This is a genomic window from Zunongwangia mangrovi (genome assembly GCF_900112105.1).
GTDB lineage: Bacteria > Bacteroidota > Bacteroidia > Flavobacteriales > Flavobacteriaceae > Zunongwangia > Zunongwangia mangrovi.
In genome coordinates, this window is sequence record NZ_FOKV01000001.1 from 807,043 (window position 1) to 825,771 (window position 18,729).

17 protein-coding genes and 1 tRNA gene are annotated in these 18,729 nt (G+C 36.6%); 11 read left to right on the plus strand and 7 right to left on the minus strand.

The window, feature by feature from the left end:
• The first annotated feature begins 6 nt into the window (after positions 1-6).
• Positions 7-2,778, plus strand: a complete 2,772-nt coding sequence (locus BM201_RS03695; RefSeq protein ID WP_092540018.1) for a 2-oxoglutarate dehydrogenase E1 component — start codon at positions 7-9, stop codon at positions 2,776-2,778.
• Between the two features lie 53 nt (positions 2,779-2,831).
• Positions 2,832-4,094, plus strand: coding sequence for a 2-oxoglutarate dehydrogenase complex dihydrolipoyllysine-residue succinyltransferase (gene odhB / locus BM201_RS03700; RefSeq protein ID WP_092540019.1), 1,263 nt, complete (start codon positions 2,832-2,834; stop codon positions 4,092-4,094).
• 356 nt (positions 4,095-4,450) lie between these two features.
• On the opposite strand, the gene BM201_RS03705 is transcribed toward odhB, so the two are convergent.
• Positions 4,451-4,888: a retropepsin-like aspartic protease gene (locus BM201_RS03705; protein WP_092540020.1), complete on the minus strand. Its 438-nt coding sequence runs from the start codon at positions 4,886-4,888 to the stop codon at positions 4,451-4,453.
• 54 nt (positions 4,889-4,942) lie between these two features.
• Here BM201_RS03705 and BM201_RS03710 point away from each other — a divergent pair, with 54 nt between their 5' ends.
• The 9 genes from BM201_RS03710 to BM201_RS03750 all read left to right on the plus strand — a co-directional run bounded on the left by BM201_RS03710 (position 4,943) and on the right by BM201_RS03750 (position 11,427).
• A complete protein-coding gene (locus tag BM201_RS03710; RefSeq protein ID WP_092540021.1) occupies positions 4,943-5,710 on the plus strand; it encodes a TatD family hydrolase in 768 nt (255 codons plus the stop codon).
• A 48-nt stretch (positions 5,711-5,758) separates the two neighbouring features.
• Complete coding sequence (locus BM201_RS03715) at positions 5,759-6,901, plus strand: lysophospholipid acyltransferase family protein (RefSeq protein ID WP_092540022.1); 1,143 nt, start codon at positions 5,759-5,761, stop codon at positions 6,899-6,901.
• The gene (locus tag BM201_RS03720; protein ID WP_092540023.1) at positions 6,885-7,913 is read left to right on the plus strand and encodes an asparaginase; all 1,029 of its coding nucleotides are present in this window, start codon (positions 6,885-6,887) and stop codon (positions 7,911-7,913) included. The genes BM201_RS03715 and BM201_RS03720 overlap by 17 nt, the downstream gene beginning before the upstream one ends.
• A 70-nt stretch (positions 7,914-7,983) precedes the next feature.
• A tRNA-Ser gene (locus BM201_RS03725) sits at positions 7,984-8,071 on the plus strand.
• Between the two features lie 70 nt (positions 8,072-8,141).
• The gene (locus tag BM201_RS03730) at positions 8,142-8,942 is read left to right on the plus strand and encodes a MotA/TolQ/ExbB proton channel family protein (protein ID WP_092540024.1); all 801 of its coding nucleotides are present in this window, start codon (positions 8,142-8,144) and stop codon (positions 8,940-8,942) included.
• Positions 8,943-8,964: 22 nt separating this feature from the next.
• Positions 8,965-9,402, plus strand: coding sequence for a hypothetical protein (locus BM201_RS03735; RefSeq protein WP_092540025.1), 438 nt, complete (start codon positions 8,965-8,967; stop codon positions 9,400-9,402).
• A gap of 6 nt (positions 9,403-9,408) precedes the next feature.
• A complete protein-coding gene (locus BM201_RS03740; protein ID WP_092540026.1) occupies positions 9,409-10,017 on the plus strand; it encodes an ExbD/TolR family protein in 609 nt (202 codons plus the stop codon).
• 40 nt (positions 10,018-10,057) lie between these two features.
• Positions 10,058-10,540, plus strand: a complete 483-nt coding sequence (locus BM201_RS03745) for an ExbD/TolR family protein (RefSeq protein WP_092540027.1) — start codon at positions 10,058-10,060, stop codon at positions 10,538-10,540.
• A 179-nt stretch (positions 10,541-10,719) separates the two neighbouring features.
• Entirely contained in the window at positions 10,720-11,427 is a 708-nt protein-coding gene (locus tag BM201_RS03750) for a porin family protein (RefSeq protein ID WP_092540028.1), read from the plus strand.
• Here the strand turns inward: BM201_RS03750 and BM201_RS03755 are convergent.
• The 6 genes from BM201_RS03755 to BM201_RS03775 form a co-directional block, all read right to left on the minus strand.
• The gene (locus BM201_RS03755) at positions 11,422-12,027 is read right to left on the minus strand and encodes a hypothetical protein (RefSeq protein ID WP_245758565.1); all 606 of its coding nucleotides are present in this window, start codon (positions 12,025-12,027) and stop codon (positions 11,422-11,424) included. The two genes, BM201_RS03750 and BM201_RS03755, sit on opposite strands and share 6 nt — an antisense overlap.
• Entirely contained in the window at positions 12,027-13,499 is a 1,473-nt protein-coding gene (gene rpoN, locus BM201_RS03760) for an RNA polymerase factor sigma-54 (protein ID WP_092540029.1), read from the minus strand. The genes BM201_RS03755 and rpoN overlap by 1 nt, the downstream gene beginning before the upstream one ends.
• A 94-nt stretch (positions 13,500-13,593) precedes the next feature.
• The gene (locus BM201_RS03765; RefSeq protein ID WP_092540030.1) at positions 13,594-14,451 is read right to left on the minus strand and encodes an RluA family pseudouridine synthase; all 858 of its coding nucleotides are present in this window, start codon (positions 14,449-14,451) and stop codon (positions 13,594-13,596) included.
• An 8-nt stretch (positions 14,452-14,459) separates the two neighbouring features.
• Complete coding sequence (locus BM201_RS18080; RefSeq protein WP_175486971.1) at positions 14,460-14,606, minus strand: hypothetical protein; 147 nt, start codon at positions 14,604-14,606, stop codon at positions 14,460-14,462.
• Between the two features lie 182 nt (positions 14,607-14,788).
• Positions 14,789-16,231, minus strand: coding sequence for an asparagine--tRNA ligase (gene asnS / locus BM201_RS03770; protein ID WP_092540031.1), 1,443 nt, complete (start codon positions 16,229-16,231; stop codon positions 14,789-14,791).
• A gap of 56 nt (positions 16,232-16,287) precedes the next feature.
• The gene (locus tag BM201_RS03775) at positions 16,288-18,723 is read right to left on the minus strand and encodes an efflux RND transporter permease subunit (RefSeq protein WP_092540032.1); all 2,436 of its coding nucleotides are present in this window, start codon (positions 18,721-18,723) and stop codon (positions 16,288-16,290) included.
• Positions 18,724-18,729: the final 6 nt, after the last annotated feature.

Here is an 18,729-nt window from a genome sequence, read left to right on the forward strand (position 1 = left end):
CCACTTATGGACAGATTTTCATTTCTAAATGCCGCGCATACTGCATATTTTGCTGAATTATACGACCAATACTTACAATACCCAGATAGCGTAGAGCCCAGTTGGAGGGCTTTTTTTCAGGGTTTTGACTTCGGAATGGAGCAAAACGGCGTTTCTTCTGAAGTTTTAGGAGAAGCTCCGGTAACGTTTGAGGAAGGCGAAATGCCAGAGCATGTTTACAAGGAATTCCAGGTTATTAGATTGATCGATGGATACCGTACACGCGGGCATTTATTCACAAAAACAAACCCTGTTAGGGAAAGAAGACATTACGAACCTTCACTTGATATCGAAAATTTCGGTTTAAGTAAGGATGATTTAGAGACCACTTTTGGTGCTGGTGATATTTTAGGTCTAGGACCCAAGAAATTAAAAGATATCATTAAGCACTTAGAAAATATATACTGCGACTCTATTGGAGTAGAGTATATGTTTATAAGAAAGCCTGAAGAGATCGATTGGATTCAGAAAAAACTGAATGTAAACGAAAACCATCCTGAATTTGATACCGATAGAAAAAAGCAAATATTAAGAAAGCTTAACGAAGCGGTTTCATTTGAAGGATTTTTACATAGAAAATACGTTGGCCAAAAGCGATTCTCCCTAGAAGGAGGTGAAACTTTGATTCCTGCCTTAGATGCTTTAATTGAAGGTGCTGCAGAAAAAGGAGTTAAAGACTTTGTAATGGGGATGGCTCACCGTGGTCGTCTAAATACCTTAACCAACATTTTTGGTAAATCTGCTAAAGATATATTTAGCGAATTTGATGGTAAAGATTACGAGCAGGATATTTTTGATGGTGACGTAAAATATCACCTGGGTTGGACGTCTTGCCGTCAGACAAATAGTGGTAAAGAGATCAATATCAATATTGCTCCAAACCCATCACATTTAGAGACCGTTGGCCCTGTTGTAGAAGGTATAGCAAGAGCTAAAAGAGATCGCAGATATAGCGGAGATCCTTCAAAAGTATTACCTATTCTTGTGCACGGTGATGCTGCCGTTGCAGGGCAGGGTGTTGTGTACGAAGTAGTGCAAATGGCCAAGCTCGAAGGTTACGAGAATGCTGGTACGATACATATTGTAGTAAATAACCAGATAGGTTTTACTACTAACTATTTAGATGGAAGATCCTCTACTTATTGTACAGATGTTGCTAAAGTAACTCTTTCACCGGTGCTTCACGTTAATGCAGATGATGCAGAAGCCGTGGTGCATGCGGTACTTTTTGCATTAGATTTTAGAATGCAATTTAAGCGAGACGTATTCATCGATCTTTTAGGGTATAGAAAATATGGTCATAACGAAGGTGACGAGCCAAGATTTACGCAGCCTAAACTTTATAAAGCTATTGCTAAGCATAAAAATGCAAGAGATATTTATGCGGAAAAACTGGTAAAAGCTGGAGTGATCGAAGAATCTTATATCGAAAAGCTTGAAGATGATTATAAGAAAAAGCTTGAAGAAGATTTAGAGGATTCCAGAAAAGAAGATACGACCAGAATTACACCATTTATGGAAGATGAATGGGGTGGTTACGAAAGTGTGCAGGAAGATCGTATGATCGAGGATGTTGATACGACCGTAAGTATGGATCAGCTGGATAAAGTTGCAAAGGCAATTTCTAAATTACCAGAGGATAAAAAATTCTTACGTAAAATCGATAAGATCATCAATTTACGTGAGAAAATGTACTTTGAAGATAATAAGCTCGACTGGTCTATGGGAGAGCATTTAGCTTACGGTACATTAATGGCTGAAGGTTTTAATGTTAGAATTAGCGGTCAGGATAGTGAGCGTGGTACATTCTCTCACCGTCATGCTGTATTAAAAGTAGAGGATAGTGAAGAAGAAATTATTCTTCATAATAATATAGAAGGTAGAGAAGGGGATTTCTTTATTTACAATTCACCATTATCAGAATATGGAGTTGTAGGATTTGATTATGGTTACGCTATGGCAAGTCCTAATACGCTAACCATTTGGGAAGCGCAGTTTGGAGATTTTGTGAACGGTGCTCAGATCATGATCGATCAATACATCTCTGCCGCAGAAGATAAATGGAAATTACAAAACGGATTAGTAATGTTCCTTCCTCATGGATATGAAGGTCAGGGAGCAGAACACTCTTCAGCAAGAATGGAGCGTTTTCTTCAGCTATGTGCTAAAGATAATATGTTCGTTGCCGATGTTACAACTCCGGCTAACATGTTCCACTTGTTAAGAAGACAGATGAAATTTGGTTTCCGTAAGCCGCTTATTATCTTTACTCCAAAGAGTTTATTAAGACACTCTAGAGTAAATTCAACAAAAGAAGAATTTGCTGAAGGATCTTTCCAAATGGTGATCGACGATCCAGAAGCAAAAGCAGATAAGGTGAAAACCTTAGTGTTCTGTACCGGTAAATTCTACTATGATCTATTAGAGTATAAGGAAGAAAATGAGCGTGAAGATGTTGCTTTGGTAAGAGTAGAGCAGTTGTTCCCACTTCCGGTAGAGAAAATGAGAGAAGCAATTAGCAAATACAAGAACGCAGATGATATTGTATGGGCACAGGAAGAACCTAAAAATATGGGTGCTTACGGTCACATGCTAATGCATATCGACGAAGCGAAGAAATTTAGATGTTGTAGCCGTAAATTCTATGGCTCTCCAGCAGCTGGTAGTTCAGTGCGCTTTAAGAAAAGACATCAACGCGTTATCGATAGCGTTTTTGATAAATCATTAACTGAAGAATAATTAAATTTGAATAATTTTCTGGTTAGCCAGAATCAAAAATAAAAAAGAAGAACATGGCCTTAGAAATGAAAGTTCCATCCCCCGGTGAATCTATAACCGAAGTAGAAATCGCAGAATGGTTGGTAGAAGACGGGGACTACGTTGAAAAAGATCAGGCAATTGCCGAAGTCGATAGTGATAAAGCTACGTTAGAATTACCAGCTGAAGCAAGCGGTATTATTACTCTTAAAGCAGAAGAAGGTGATACAGTTGCAGTTGGTGAAGTGGTATGCTTAATCGATACTGAAGCAGAAAAGCCAGGAGGTGGAGATTCTGCTGAAGAAGATGTAAAAGAAGAACAAGAGAAAAAAGAATCTAAGGAAGATAGCGATAAAGCACCTGCTAAGACTGAAGAGCCATCTAAATCTTCAACACCTTCGCAAAAGCAGGACGATACTTACGCTACAGGAAGTCCTTCGCCAGCAGCTAAAAAGATCCTAGACGAAAAAGGAGTAGATCCTAAATCTGTTAGTGGTAGCGGTAAAGATGGAAGAATTACAAAGGAAGATGCAGTTCAGGCAAAGGCTTCTATGGGAACTCCAGGTACAGGAAAACGCGGAGAATCTCGTAAGAAAATGTCTATGCTAAGACGTAAAGTTGCAGAACGTTTAGTAGCAGCAAAAAGTGAAACTGCTATGCTTACTACTTTTAACGAAGTAGATATGTCTGCAATTTATGCCTTAAGAAAAAAATATAAAGAAGAGTTTAAAGATAAGCACGGTGTAAGTCTAGGATTTATGTCATTCTTTACTTTAGCTGTAGTGAGAGCTTTAGAAATGTATCCAGATGTCAACTCTATGATCGACGGAGATTTTCAGGTGAAATACGACTATAAAGATATTAGTATTGCTGTTTCTGGACCTAGAGGTTTAATGGTGCCAGTTGTAAGAAATGCAGAAAACTTAAGCTTTAGAGGAGTAGAAGAAGAAGTAAAACGTTTGGCACTAAAAGCGCGTGATGGTCAGATCACTGTAGATGAGATGACAGGAGGTACGTTTACGATTACTAACGGTGGGGTATTTGGATCGATGATGTCTACACCGATAATTAACCCTCCACAAAGTGGAATCTTAGGAATGCATAACATCGTAGATCGTCCAGTAGCGATCGATGGTCATGTAGAAATTAGACCAATGATGTATGTTGCATTATCTTATGATCACAGAATTGTAGATGGTAAAGAATCTGTTGGTTTCTTAGTTGCGATAAAAGAAGCTGTAGAAAACCCAGAAGAATTACTTATGGATAATGATATAAAGAGAGCTTTAGAACTTTAAAGTTCTCTTACCCATGTTCAAAATAGAAAAGGGAAGCGCAAGCTTCCCTTTTTAAGTTTTGGTTGGTTGGATAAAAAATAAGTTAAGAATAAACCAAATTCAGGATATTTAAAAAAATGATGCCTATAACCGCAAAAATTAGGATATACGATGCAGGATGAGGTTTTAAATATTCCTTCTTTGGGAAAAACATAAAATCTAACATTGGTTTCTTCAAAGTTAAATGATATTAGAATTGTATAAAAGGGGAGAAATACCCTATTTTACTCGGTAATCGAAATTAAATGTTCCGAGGCTTGCCTCGATACAAAGGTGATTTTCAAAAAAAGCCTCAGGGGCTTGCCTGAGGTTTTTTACTATTTTAAGAATAATGTTTTTGATTTATAATCGATAATTGCTTTTCCCTTCTTTAAAATATCTGCGCCAATTATACCGTGTACTTTTTCTGCATCGTGCTGTAAAAGAGCTTCGTTAACATGGCGAAGATCAAAAACAACAAGGTCTATTTTCTTTTTCTTCCAACCATTAATTTCTATTCGGTTTTTTTGTGAAATCTGAGTGATCATATTAGATGCACCGGCACCAGCCGCTTTTACATCGCTATCTTCTGGTAATAGGTCGAAATGTTCTATGCTATCTGCCCCTACGCAAGTGCTGGATGCTCCTGTGTCTAAAATAAAATTCCCTTCAATAGTATTGATTTTGGCCTTTATTTCGAGGTGATTTGTTTTAGTAAAAGTAAATTTGATGCTTTTATACCCCTTTTCTTTCAGGATTTTCTTGAGACTCGCCATTCTTTTCCGGTTTTGGACAAAGATAGGTTTTCAAAATAAATTATTTTTGCAGATATGATAATAACAGACACGCATACACATTTATATAGCGAATCTTTTGATGAAGATCGTGATGAGATGATCCAAAGAGCAATAGATGCAAATGTAGAGCGCTTTTTTATCCCCGCGATCGACTCTACTTATGCAGATAGAATGTATGATCTTGAGAAATCATTTCCAGATCATGTTCACTTAATGATGGGATTGCATCCAACCCATGTTCAGGAGAATTATAAAAGTGAGCTTCAATTTATCGAAAATCAATTTCAGCAGAGAGATTTTATTGCTGTTGGCGAAATTGGGATCGATCTATATTGGGATAAAAGTACTCTGCAAATTCAGCAAGAAGCCTTTAGGTATCAAATCCAATTGGCTAAAAAATATAAATTGCCTATCGTAATTCATTGCCGAGAGGCTTTCGATGAGGTTTTTGAAATTTTGGAGGAAGAAAAAGGAGAAGGTCTGTTCGGGATTTTTCATTGTTTCACGGGGACTTTGGAGCATGCAAAAAAAGCAATCTCGTATAATCTAAAATTAGGTATTGGTGGTGTGGTAACCTTTAAAAATGGTAAGATCGATAAGTTTTTAGCTGAAGTTCCTTTAAAGCATATCGTTTTAGAGACCGATGCTCCCTATCTTGCCCCAACGCCATTTAGAGGAAAGAGAAATGAATCTTCTTACATTATTAATGTTGTTGAAAAATTGGCCGATATCTATAATATGTCTTTGGCTGAAATAGCTGAAATTACAACGCAGAATTCAAAAGATATATTCGGTATTTAAACCTTAATTAGTTAATTTTTTGTTCATTTGCTATAATAAGCCAGACACGTGCAAGACTTTGAAGAGATAAGATTTTATAATGAAAAGGAGGTTCAGGAATCCCTTCAGCATTACATAAAACATCCTATGATGAAGGCGCTCCTTCATTTTACATTTCCGGAGAAAACTTCCGAAGAAATAAAAGAGATCGTTTTTAGCTGTAAAAGTATTCGTGATTTTCAAACCAAGATTATTTACCATTCTGTAGGGAAGATCATAGAGAAAAGTACCGATGGGGTAACCGATAGTGGTTTTGAAAAACTCAAACCCGGCGAATCCTACTTCTTTTTATCTACACATCGCGATATTATTCTGGATACTTCTTTGCTTAATTATACCTTGTATAATCACGATTTGGTGATGACGGCCTCGGCTATTGGCGATAATTTGGTTCAGAAAACGTTTTTGATGGCTTTATCAAAGCTAAACCGAAACTTTTTAGTCCGCAGAAAATTGAGTCCGCGTGAAATGTTTAAAAGTTCACTAGAGCTTTCAACGTTCATACGCAAAATGTTGATGAAAGATAAACGCTCTGTCTGGATGGCACAACGTGAAGGGCGAACCAAAGATGGTAGCGATTATACGCAGCAAGGGGTGCTTAAAATGATAGGAATGGCCAAAGGCGACCAAAGTCTTACCGAATATTTTGGAAAGTTAAAGATCGTGCCTATTTCGATTTCTTACGAATTTGATCCCACAGATGTTTTAAAAATGCCTGAAATTCTTTCAAAACGGATGAAAGAGAAATATGTGAAGGCACCAGATGAAGATTTTAAATCGATCATCCAGGGGATTTTAGGTATAAAAGGAAGAATTCATGTGAGTGCCGGTGATCTAATGGATGCCAGTTTATTTTCTGAAATAGGACAGGATTTTACTTCACCAAACGAGCAATTAAAAGCTATAGCCAATAAGGTAGATCGTGAAATCCATAAAAACTATAAGCTTTGGCCTGCTAATTATATAGCACATGATATGCTGAATAATACAGATCAATATGCTTCTAAATATACTTTTAAAGATAAAAGACGCTTTGAAAGACGCTTGAAGCGAAGAGTTGATTTTAAAAATTCTTTAGAGCTTAATAGTTACCTTTTAATGTATGCAAATCCTGTGATCAATAAAGAAGGATTGTATGGGCAACAAAACTAAGATACTTTTAATATATACCGGTGGTACTATTGGTATGGTTAAAGATTATCAAACAGGTGCTTTAAAGCCATTCAATTTTGACGATCTTCTGCAAAATATTCCGGAATTAAATATTCTCGAAAATGAGATCGAGACCTTGAGTTTTGAGCATCCAATAGATTCTTCAGATATGAATCCTGAAGAATGGCGAAAAATAGCAAGTATTATTTACGATCGATATGAAGATTATGATGGTTTTGTAGTGCTTCACGGAAGTGATACGATGTCGTATACTGCGTCTGCCTTAAGTTTTATGTTCGAGAATTTAAGTAAGCCAGTGATATTTACGGGCTCGCAATTACCTATTGGAGATCTTCGAACAGATGCCAAGGAAAATTTAATTACAAGTATTCAAATCGCCAGCTTGCAAAAAAATGGTAAACCCGTTATTGCTGAAGTTGGGTTGTACTTTGAATATAAATTATATCGAGCAAATCGAACCACGAAAATAAATGCTGAACATTTTCAGGCATTTGCTTCTTTAAATTATGCTCCGTTAGCAGAATCTGGTGTGCATTTATCTGTAAATTCTAAAATTCTTTGGAAGCAGAGCAGGAAGCAGCAATTGAAATTACATCCTCATTTCGATACGAACGTGGTGATTTTAAAAATGTTTCCGGGAATCACGAAAGAGGTGGTCACTCACATTTTAAGCTTGCAGGGGTTAAAAGGAGTAGTTTTGGAAACTTATGGAAGTGGGAATGCACCAACACAATCCTGGTTTTTGGAATTATTAGAAGAAAAAATTAAGGCAGGTCTTAAGGTGGTGAACGTGACACAATGCGCAGGAGGAAGTGTAGCAATGGGAAGTTATGAAACCAGTGTGGCGATGAAAAAGATAGGCGTGGTTTCTGGTAAAGACATTACTACTGAAGCAGCAATAGCTAAATTAATGTACCTATTAGATAAAAATTTAACACATAAAGTCTTTAAAACTATATATGAAACCTCGCTGAGAGGCGAAATGTCGTAAAATTAACGAATCATACTTGACCGAGAGCATTTTTTTTTGTTATTTGGCGCACCGTTTTAAACATTAAACTAGAGAGGTGGCCGAGTGGTCGAAGGCGCACGCCTGGAAAGTGTGTATACGCCAAAAGCGTATCGAGGGTTCGAATCCCTTCCTCTCTGCTGGTGTTTTTATTAAAAAATTATTTTTATATCTTTAACCCTTTAACTAATTAAATTAAGACAAACAGTAATGAAAAGATTATTTTCTATTTTGGTAATCGCTGCGATTATGGTGTTAGGTGCCGGTAATCTTAAAGCGGCAAACATGGTTAACACATTGCCAGGTACGATAGCAACTTTCGTTCAGGACGATGAGGAAGCTACTGCAACGGCTGATGGAGATGAAGAAGTTGGTTTTCATCAGGAATTAAAAAGACGTTTTATAGAAGGTGGTGCCGGATTTATGGGTATCGTACTTTTATGTCTTATTCTTGGTTTGGCAATTGCCATAGAGAGAATTATCTATTTAAACCTTGCAACTACAAACACTAAAAAATTAGCTCGTAACGTAGAGGAAGCTTTAAACAGTGGTGGTATCGAAGCTGCTAAAGAAGTATGTAGAAATACTAGAGGTCCTGTTGCTTCTATCTATTATCAAGGTCTTGACCGTGCTGACGAAAGCATCGAATCTGCAGAGAAAGCAGTTGTTGCTTATGGTGGTGTGCAAATGGGACAACTTGAGAAAAACGTTTCTTGGGTATCTTTATTTATCGCTCTTGCTCCTATGCTTGGTTTCATGGGTACGGTAATTGGTATGATCGAAGCTTTCGATAAAATTGAGGCTGCTGGTGATATGCAACCATCTCTTGTTGCTGGAGGTATTAAAGTAGCACTTCTTACTACGGTATTTGGACTTATTGTTGCAATTATCCTTCAGATTTTCTACAACTACATCATCGCTAAGATCGATAGTATTGTAAATGATATGGAAGATGCTTCTATCTTACTTATCGATATGCTTGTAGATTACAAAAACAAAAAAAGAGTATAATAAGACCTGACTAATAAAAGTTATGACTTTACATAAAATTTTAAAATATGTTGCATTAGTTATAGGTGTGCTAGGGCTTATCTTCTTAGGAAGAATCCTGGCTGCTGGTGACGATGCAATCGAGGCATCGGCAGATGTTCAAGGCAGCGTGCTGGAACCAATGATGTGGATTTCATATCTAGTACTAGCAGTTGTGGTTGCTCTTGTCGTGATCTTTGTTATTGCTGGATTGTTCCGTGGTAACATTAAAAATACAATAATTGGGATAGTATCTTTCGCCGTGGTTGTTTTGGTATCATATTTGGTAACAACAGGTACAGAAGTAACTACAAGAGACGGAGATATTATTACTGCTGGTACAGTACATTGGGTAGGAGCTGGTTTAGTTTGTTTTTACATTCTTGCTGCACTTGCAATATTAGCAATGGTATTTTCCGGAGTTAAAAAACTAATAAGTTAAGAACCTATGGCTAGAAGATCATCACCAGAAGTAAATGCGGGATCTATGGCAGACATCGCTTTCTTACTTCTTATCTTCTTCCTGGTAACTACTACCATCGAGACAGATAAGGGGATTAGTAGAAAGCTACCGCCATGGCAGCCCGAAGATGTTGAACCACCAACACTAAAAATGCGTAATGTATTTGAAGTAGTGGTGAACTCTAATAACGATTTGTTGGTAGAGGACGAGGAAATGGAATTGAAGGATCTAAGACAAGCCGCTGTTGCCTTTCTTGATAATGGAGGTGGAACTGGAAGTGAAGCATGTAGCTTTTGCCAGGGATCTGCAGACCCAGACCTTTCTGTAAACCCAAAGAAAGCAGTTATTTCTTTAGTGAATAACCGTGGTACAGAATATGGTACTTATATCGCAGTACAAAACGAATTGGTAGCTGCATATAACGAATTAAGAAATCGTGAGGCTAAGCGTTTATATGGTTCAACTTTTGTAGAACTGGAAACCGAGTATAACGATCCTAAAACAGGTGAAGGAAGAAAAGAATCTTTAAAGGAAAAGATCGAAACAATTAAAGATATGATTCCTCAAAAGCTTTCTGAAGCCGAGCCTAAATAGAGGTTAACAGCCTTTTTACTAAATTAATAGAGCATATATTATGTCTAAATTTAAAAAGAAAAAGTCTGGAGAGTTGCCTGCGATCAGTACGGCGTCGTTACCTGATATTGTATTTATGTTACTGTTTTTCTTTATGGTAGCGACAACGATGCGTGAAACTACGTTAATGGTGCAGAATTCATTACCTACTGCAGATCAAGTTGAGAAGCTTGATAAAAAAGATTTGGTAATGTATATCTATGCAGGGAAACCAAGCCAGAGATATCAACAGAAATTTGGAACCGAGGCTAGAATTCAGTTAAACGATAAGTTTGCTGATGTTAGTGAAGTACAATCTTTTATTTATTCTGAAAGAGATAGTAAAAGAGAAGAGCTTATTCCATACTTAACTACAGCTTTAAAAGTTGATAAAGAAACGAATATGGGTCTTGTTTCAGATATTAAACAAGAACTTAGAAAAGCTGAAGCTTTAAAAATAAACTATACCACTGTACAAGGTGATGCTACTACTGCAAACCAATAGTATCTAGTTTAGTTTAAATATAAAAAAACATCCCATCCTTTAATCAAGGATGGGATGTTTTTTTATATTTACTTTATAATCGCAATTATACTTTTTCGGCCTGGTATGAATACTGATTTTTTGGAATAATGCCGAACCAACTTGCTCTGACATAGTTTAATTGAAAGTTTATCTTTTAGATGAAATACTCACCTCTTCTACTGTTGCTATTTTGCTTTATTACTAGAGCACAAGAAACTAATCCTGCTTATGCCGATAGTATTCCTACAGTTATCGATAGTTCGTATAGAGAAGATCAATTTTACTTTGGCCTTAGCTTTAATTTTATTACAGATCAACCGGGCTTTATCGATCAAAACGGATTTTCAGCCGGATTGAGTGGAGGTTTTATTCGTGATATTCCTTTCAATAAAGATCGTAATTTTGGAATGGGAGTAGGTTTAGGTCTAGCTTTCGATAGTTTTGGACAAAATTTATTTATTGGAGAAAATGAAAATGGTGAGACAGTTTTTAGAAATCTTAGTCAGGATAATATAGACTATGATACTAATCGTTTTCATACCTTTCTTGTAGAAGCGCCAATTCAGGTTAGATGGCGAACATCTACATTTTCATCTTATAAATTCTGGCGTATTTATGCAGGTCTTAAACTAGGTTATATTTACCATTTTAGATCTGTTTTTAAGCAGGATGGTAATGTAGTTAAGCAAAGTGATGTGCCAGAATTGAATAGGTTTAGATTAGGTACAAGTTTTACATTTGGTTATAGCACCTTTAATTTTCAGATCTACTACGGGCTTAATTCGTTCTTTGAGAATACTAATGTAGATGGTGAAACCCTAGAACTGTCAACGATTCGTGTAGGCCTAATGTTCTATATTTTATAGCCAGTAATAGAATAATAGGAATTGTGGTACCACACCCACTAAGCTGCCTAAAATCAATTCAGAATTAGTGTGCGCTTTATAATATAATCTGGAGCTTGCTGTTAAACCCAGAGCGATTAATAAGCCAGAAGTAGCTAAAATCAAATTCATATGAAAATAGCGACTAAAGGCTATTAGAAACATGGTGAAACCCGCTAATCCCATCATGTGTAAACTAATCTTGATTTTAAGAAAAGTAAAAACATAAGCGATAGTTGTGGCGGATAGAATACCCAAAAAGTAAAAATAAATTTCAGGATAATTATAACGATCTAAGATCTGGTTTAAAACCATTAGCGTAAGCATTCCGAAGAAAAAAAGTGGCCACCTTCTTTCGTTCACTTCACTTAAGTTCATATTGGTTACTTTTCCCAGGTTTTTCAGAAGAAAAAAGAAAACGATCGGGATAAAAACTGTGATGATAGAAATGGCTAATAATTTGGCCTGTATAACCTCTTCTGGAAAGAAACGCGGAGTAAGTTGAAAATATAGTAAACTCCCCGCAAATGGCATCCAAATGGGGTGAAACAGGTAAGAAGCAATCTTTAGAATTCCTTTCATTAAATCTCTTTACGTAAACGGGCCACAGGAATATCTAATTGCTCTCTATATTTAGCTACGGTTCTTCGTGCGATAGGATAACCTTTATCTTTCAGCACTTTTGCCAGCTTCTCGTCTGTGAGCGGTTTCTTCTTATCTTCTTCTTCGATCGACATTTCAAGAATCTTTTTGATCTCTCTGGTAGAAACATCTTCTCCCTGGTCGTTTTTCATCGATTCAGAGAAGAATTCTTTGATCAATTTTGTTCCGTATGGCGTATCAACATATTTACTGTTGGCAACACGAGAAACTGTAGAGACATCCATTTCGATCTCATCTGCGATATCTTTTAGGATCATTGGCCTAAGATTTCGCTCGTCACCGGTTAAGAAATATTCTTTTTGATAATGCATAATGGCACTCATTGTTACCATTAATGTTTGCTGGCGTTGTTTGATCGCCTCAATAAACCATTTCGCAGCATCCAGTTTTTGTTTAATAAACATTACCGCATCTTTCTGCTCTTTGGTCTTTTTCTTACTTTCTTTATAACCTTTTAGCATGTTGCTGTAATCGCGGGAAACATGCATTTCTGGTGCATTTCTACCGTTTAAGCTAAGCTCAAGGTCGCCATCCACGATCTTAATGGTAAAATCTGGAATAACATGCTCTACCATTCTGGTGTTTCCAGAATAAGCACCTCCTGGTTTAGGATTTAAATGACTAATTACTTCTATCGCGTCTCTAAGATCATCTTCAGAAATATCATGCTTAGAAAGTAATTTTGTGTAGTGCTTTTTGCTGAATTGATCGAAAGATTCTTCTATAATTTCTGAAGCCAGCGTTACTGCTCTGGTTGCTTCTTTTCGCTTTAATTGGATAAGTAAACATTCCTGAAGCGAACGCCCACCAACACCAGCAGGATCTAATTCCTGAACCTTCTTTAGCACCTTTTCAACCGTTTCTTCATCGGTATAAACATTTTGAGTAAAAGCAAGATCGTCTACGATATCCGGAATATTTCGACGTATATAACCGCTTTCATCAATGCTTCCTACTAAAAATTCAGCGATCTCAAACTCATTTTCATTAAATCGAAACGTGTTCAATTGATTTCTTAAATGCTGAGTGAACGAAGTTCCTGCAGCATAAGGAACTCGCTTTTCCTCGTCGTCGGCACTGTAATTATTAGCCTGTAGACGATAGCTAGGTATCTCGTCGTCACTTAGATATTCATCAACATTTATATCTTCTGCATCGATCTCGTTGTTATCATCAAATTCAGCTTCAGAATCTCGGTTATCGTATTCATCTTCATAATCATATTCATCACGCTGTTCATCCTTCCCGGTTTCGAGTGCAGGATTTTCCTCAATTTCCTGTTTAATGCGCTGTTCAAAAGCCTGTGTAGGCAATTGTATAAGCTTCATCAACTGGATTTGTTGCGGCGATAGCTTCTGTGATAACTTAAAATTTAATTGCTGTTTTAGCATATAAAATAATTTCTTCTACCCACAAAAATACGGAAATGTTCGCTCAATGCAGTTTGGCACAGTAGATGATTGTGGTAAAATTTTGTTAAGTATACTAAAGATTTTCTGTTATTCTTTTGAATTTCTTCGGAAAATCGATCTCAAAATGCATTTCTGTCGATGCAGCAGGATGTATAAAACCTACGGATATAGAAGCTAGAAATAAACCTTTACCAAAATTGAGTTTAGGAGAGCCATAAAGTTTTTCACCTAAAATAGGAAACCCATTTTTGGCTAGATGAATTCTTATTTGATGCGTTCTTCCTGTTAAAGGTTTAGCCTCTACTAAGCTAAGATTGGTGGTTTTAAACACTAATTTTTTTAAAAGGTTTACTGAAGTTCGAGCTGATTTTCCTTCAATTTCATTTTCAAAAACCTGCGTAGTATCCGGAAAATTCCCCTCTACGATCGCGATATAGGTTTTTTGAATCTCTTTCTGCTGAAATTGTCTATTGAGTTCAATTAAAGCCTTGTTTGTTTTGGCGCAGAGTAAAATTCCGCTTGTAGGATTGTCTAAACGATGCGCCGGCTGCGGATTTTCTAATCGATCTGTTTCTTTAGACGATTTTAAATTAAAAGGGAGCGCATTTTTTATAGTTTTAAAGTAATTTCCGCTTGTTGGATAACCTGCAGGTTTATTGATTACCGCAATATGCTCGTCTTCATAAACAACTTCCAGCTTTAATTCAAAGCTCTTTTGTTGATTTTCGCTTTGTACCAAGTCGATCTTTTGCCCTTCTAAAATCCAGTCGCCAGTTTGCCCAATCTCGCCATTAATTAAAATTCGCTGTTTTTTGATCGCTTTTTTAACCGCACTTCTAGTAGTAATCGATTCAAAGATGTTTGCAGCATATTCCTGCAATCTAATTTCTTCAGTAAGCTTTGGAACAATATGAGTTTCTCTAATTTTCAAGGATTAGGCTACATAGGATTAAACCAGCCTTGTAAAGCGGCGTTGACGGTGAATATGATAAATTTTAAAAGTATAAATGCTGAAGCCACTAAACCAATAACATGCATAAAGTTAAAAGCTTTTATTGTCTTTAGGAACGATTTAGATCTTTTCATGTCGGTAAATTAAGCATAAGTATCTTAAATCAAAAAACCTCACAGTTTTACTAAGCTGTGAGGTTCGATTTTATTGGTGCCGCCAAAGACTTAAATAATATGAGGCCTTTCCTCTTATTGATTTGTCTCTAACGAGTACCTCGTTGTCTTGTCTCAAGTATTTTACTCAAAAAAGCAATGCTTTAAAATTCGGCACTTTGTGGTGTTCTTGGGAAAGGGATTACGTCTCTAATATTACCCATTCCGGTAACAAATTGTACTAGACGCTCAAAACCAAGTCCGAAGCCACTATGCACACAAGTTCCAAATTTTCTGGTGTCTAAATACCACCATAATTCTTTTTCCTCGATACCAAGCTCGGCCATTTTTTCCTGAAGTACTTCTAAACGTTCTTCTCTTTGAGAACCACCAACGATTTCTCCAATTCCGGGGAAAAGAATATCCATCGCTCTAACGGTTTTTCCGTCTTCGTTTAAACGCATGTAAAATGCCTTTATCTTTGCTGGGTAATCAAATAAAATTACCGGACATTTAAAGTGTTTTTCTACCAAATAACGTTCGTGCTCACTTTGTAGATCTGCACCCCATTCTTCAATGATATATTTGAATTTTTTCTTTTTATTGGGCTTCGAATTCTTTAAGATTTCGATCGCTTCAGTATAGCTTACACGCTTAAAGTTGTTTTCTAGAACGAAGTTCAGTTTTTCGATAAGTCCCATATCGCTACGTTCTGCAGCAGGTTTTGCTTTATCCTCGTTGGCAAGACGTTGTTCTAAGAATGCAAGATCGTCCTGGCAATTATCTAAAACGTATTTTACTACATATTTAATAAAGTCTTCAGCAAGATCCATATTACCATCAAGATCGCAAAATGCCATCTCTGGTTCGATCATCCAGAATTCTGCAAGGTGACGAGAAGTATTTGAATTTTCTGCTCTAAATGTTGGTCCAAAAGTATAGATCTGGCCCAAACCAAGTGCATAAGTTTCTCCTTCTAACTGTCCAGAAACGGTAAGATTAGTCTCTTTTCCGAAGAAATCTTTTTTGTAATCGATGCTTCCGTCTTCATTTTTAGGCGGATTTTTAAGGTCAAAGTTCGTTACTTTAAACATTTCCCCAGCACCTTCAGCATCACTACCAGTAATAATTGGTGTGTTTACGTAATAGAAATTATTTTGCTGAAAATAACTATGTACCGCGAAAGACAGTTTAGAACGCACACGCATAATCGCTCCAAAAGTATTGGTACGCACTCTTAAATGTGCCTGCTCACGTAATTTTTCTAAGCTGTGTCGTTTAGGAGAAAGAATGGTAAGTTTTACTTCTTCTGGATTTGCGTCCCCAAGAATGTTAACTTCCTTAGCTTCGATCTCTACACGCTGTTGTTTTCCTTCACTTTCCTTAAGAATACCTTTTACGCTTATAGCTGCACCAACGGTGATTCTTTTTAAAGTTTCAGGATTAAATTTTTCAAAATCTATAACACACTGAATGTTATTTATAGTCGATCCATCGTTTAGCGCAATAAAGCGATTACTTCTAAACGAACGTACCCATCCGCTAACTTTAAATTCCTGTAAAAACTGGTCACTTTCTAATATTTCAGCAACTTTAGCCTGTATCATTATTTTAGATTTAGAAAAGAAACAAAGATAAAATTTTCCCTGTAAGGGGCTAAGCTTTAGTTTTCGATTTTCTGGTTTTTGTGATTCTCGTCGTCTTTCGAGATTTCTTCCTCATCTTCTGGTGTGGCAATAATGCGCATTGCAGGTTCTTTAAGGGTTTCTTTATTAGCGATACTTCGCTCTAAAGACAATAATAAAGAAGGTAATAACAGCAGGTTAGAAAGCATAGCAAAAAGTAAAGTAGCCGAAACTAATCCTCCAAGTGCCACCGTGCCACCAAAACTACTAATCATAAAAACAGAGAATCCAAAAAATAGAACGATCGATGTGTAGAACATACTTACACCGGTTTCTCTTAATGCCGCATATACCGAACGTTTAATTTTCCAGTCATTGGCTTTAAGTTCCTGCCTGTATTTCGCCAAAAAGTGAATAGTGTCGTCTACAGAAATTCCAAAGGCGATACTAAAAACTAATATGGTTGAAGGTTTTATAGGCACTCCCAAAAAGCCCATCATTCCGGCGGTAATCAGTAACGGTAATAAGTTGGGCACCAAAGAAATTAAGATCATTCTAAACGATCTAAACATCCACGCCATTAATAATGCGATTAGAACGATAGCTAGCGATAAAGAAAGTACAAGATTATGAACCAGATATGTGGTTCCTTTTTGGAAAACTAATGCTTTCCCTGTCATGCTTACTTCATAGCGATCTTCTGGAAAAATCTTATGAATTTTTGGCCAAAGATTATCTTCGATCTTTTCCATCTTATCGGTTCCAATATCTTTCATAAAGGTGGTGATCCTTGCAAATTGCCCGGTAGAATCTACATAGGTGTTTACAAGATCATCATTGCCTTCCATGTTCTTAGTATAGGGCAAAATGAAATTTTGTTCCTGTGATGAAGGTAGTTGGTAATATTTTGGATTGCCATTATAATACGCCTGCTTACTGTATTTCACTAAGCGTGTAATCGATAATGGTTGTGAAAGTTCTGGTTCTTCAGCGATTAGATCTTCAAGTCTTTCTAATCTTTTTAAGCTTGAAGATTTTAAAACGCCACGCGGTCTTTTAGTATCTACTAAGATCTCTAGTGGCATAATTCCGTCGAACTCTTCTTCAAAGAATTTTACATCTTTAAAGAAGTCGGCTTGCTGCGGCATGTCTTCTAAAAGACTTCCTGAAATTTTAATATTATAGATCCCAATGATGCTTAGAGCCAAAAGGCCTACTGCAGAAAAATAGACTGCAATTCGGTGATGCCGAACCATTTTTTCCATCCAGCCTACAAAACTGCCAATCCATTGCCTGTTAAGGTGTTTTAGGTGTTTTGACTTCGGAATTTTCATATAACTGTAGATCACTGGAATGATCAATAATGAAAGGATAAATATCGCTACAATATTTATAGAAGCAACGATACCAAATTCCTTCAGTAACTTACTTTCAGTTAAGATGAATGTGGCAAATCCTGAAGCCGTTGTAATGTTGGTCATTAAAGTAGCATTTCCTACTTTGGCGATAACCCTTTGTAAAGATTTTGCCTGGTTACCATGTTTTTGTATTTCCTGCTGATATTTATTGATAAGGAAAATACAGTTAGGAATCCCGATAACAATAATTAGCGGCGGAATTAAAGCGGTTAAGACGGTAATTTCATAATGCATTAAACCAATAGTTCCAAAGGCCCACATTACACCAATACAAACCGTAACCATCGAAATTACTGTGGCTCTTATCGATCTAAAAAAGAAGAAAAAGATCAAAGAGGTTACTGCTAAAGCAGCACCTATAAAAAGACCAATTTCGTCAATAATGTTCTGTGAGTTTAGCGTACGGATATAAGGCATTCCAGAAACACGAACATCGATACCTGTTTTAGACTCAAAATCTTTGATCATAGGATCCAGATTTTCGATCACAAAATCCTTTCTTGCTTTAGAATTTACGATCTCTTTATTAAGATATAAAGCAGATTGGATCGTATTTGAATGTGCACTATACACCAGGTTTTCGTAGAATGGAAGCTTAGTAAAAAGTTCATCTTCGTAGGTGGCTAATTGTAGACTATCTGGATTAGTTTCAGTAATAAAAGGCACCATCTCGAAGCGCTTAGGATCTTCAAACTTTTTAAGCTTGTTTAGATTGCCTATAGAAATAGCATAATCTACTTCAGGAAAACTTTGTAAACTATCGTTAAGTGATTTCCAGGCCTGGTAATTTTTTTCAGTAAAAAGAGTTGAGTCTTTAACTCCCATCACGATCAGGTTCCCTTCTTCACCAAACTTGTCCAAAAAGGCATTATATTCCTGGTTTACTTCGTGATCGTCGGGTAATAAATTGGCTTCGGTAAACGAAAATCTCATGTTTTTCCACTGCGATGCGAAGAATGCGGTAGTGGCCAAAATGAGTAAAATAATAACAATCCTGTTACGTAAAATAAGTCGGGCAACAGAATTCCAAAAGCCAAAGGTGAAAATCTTAGACATGCGTAA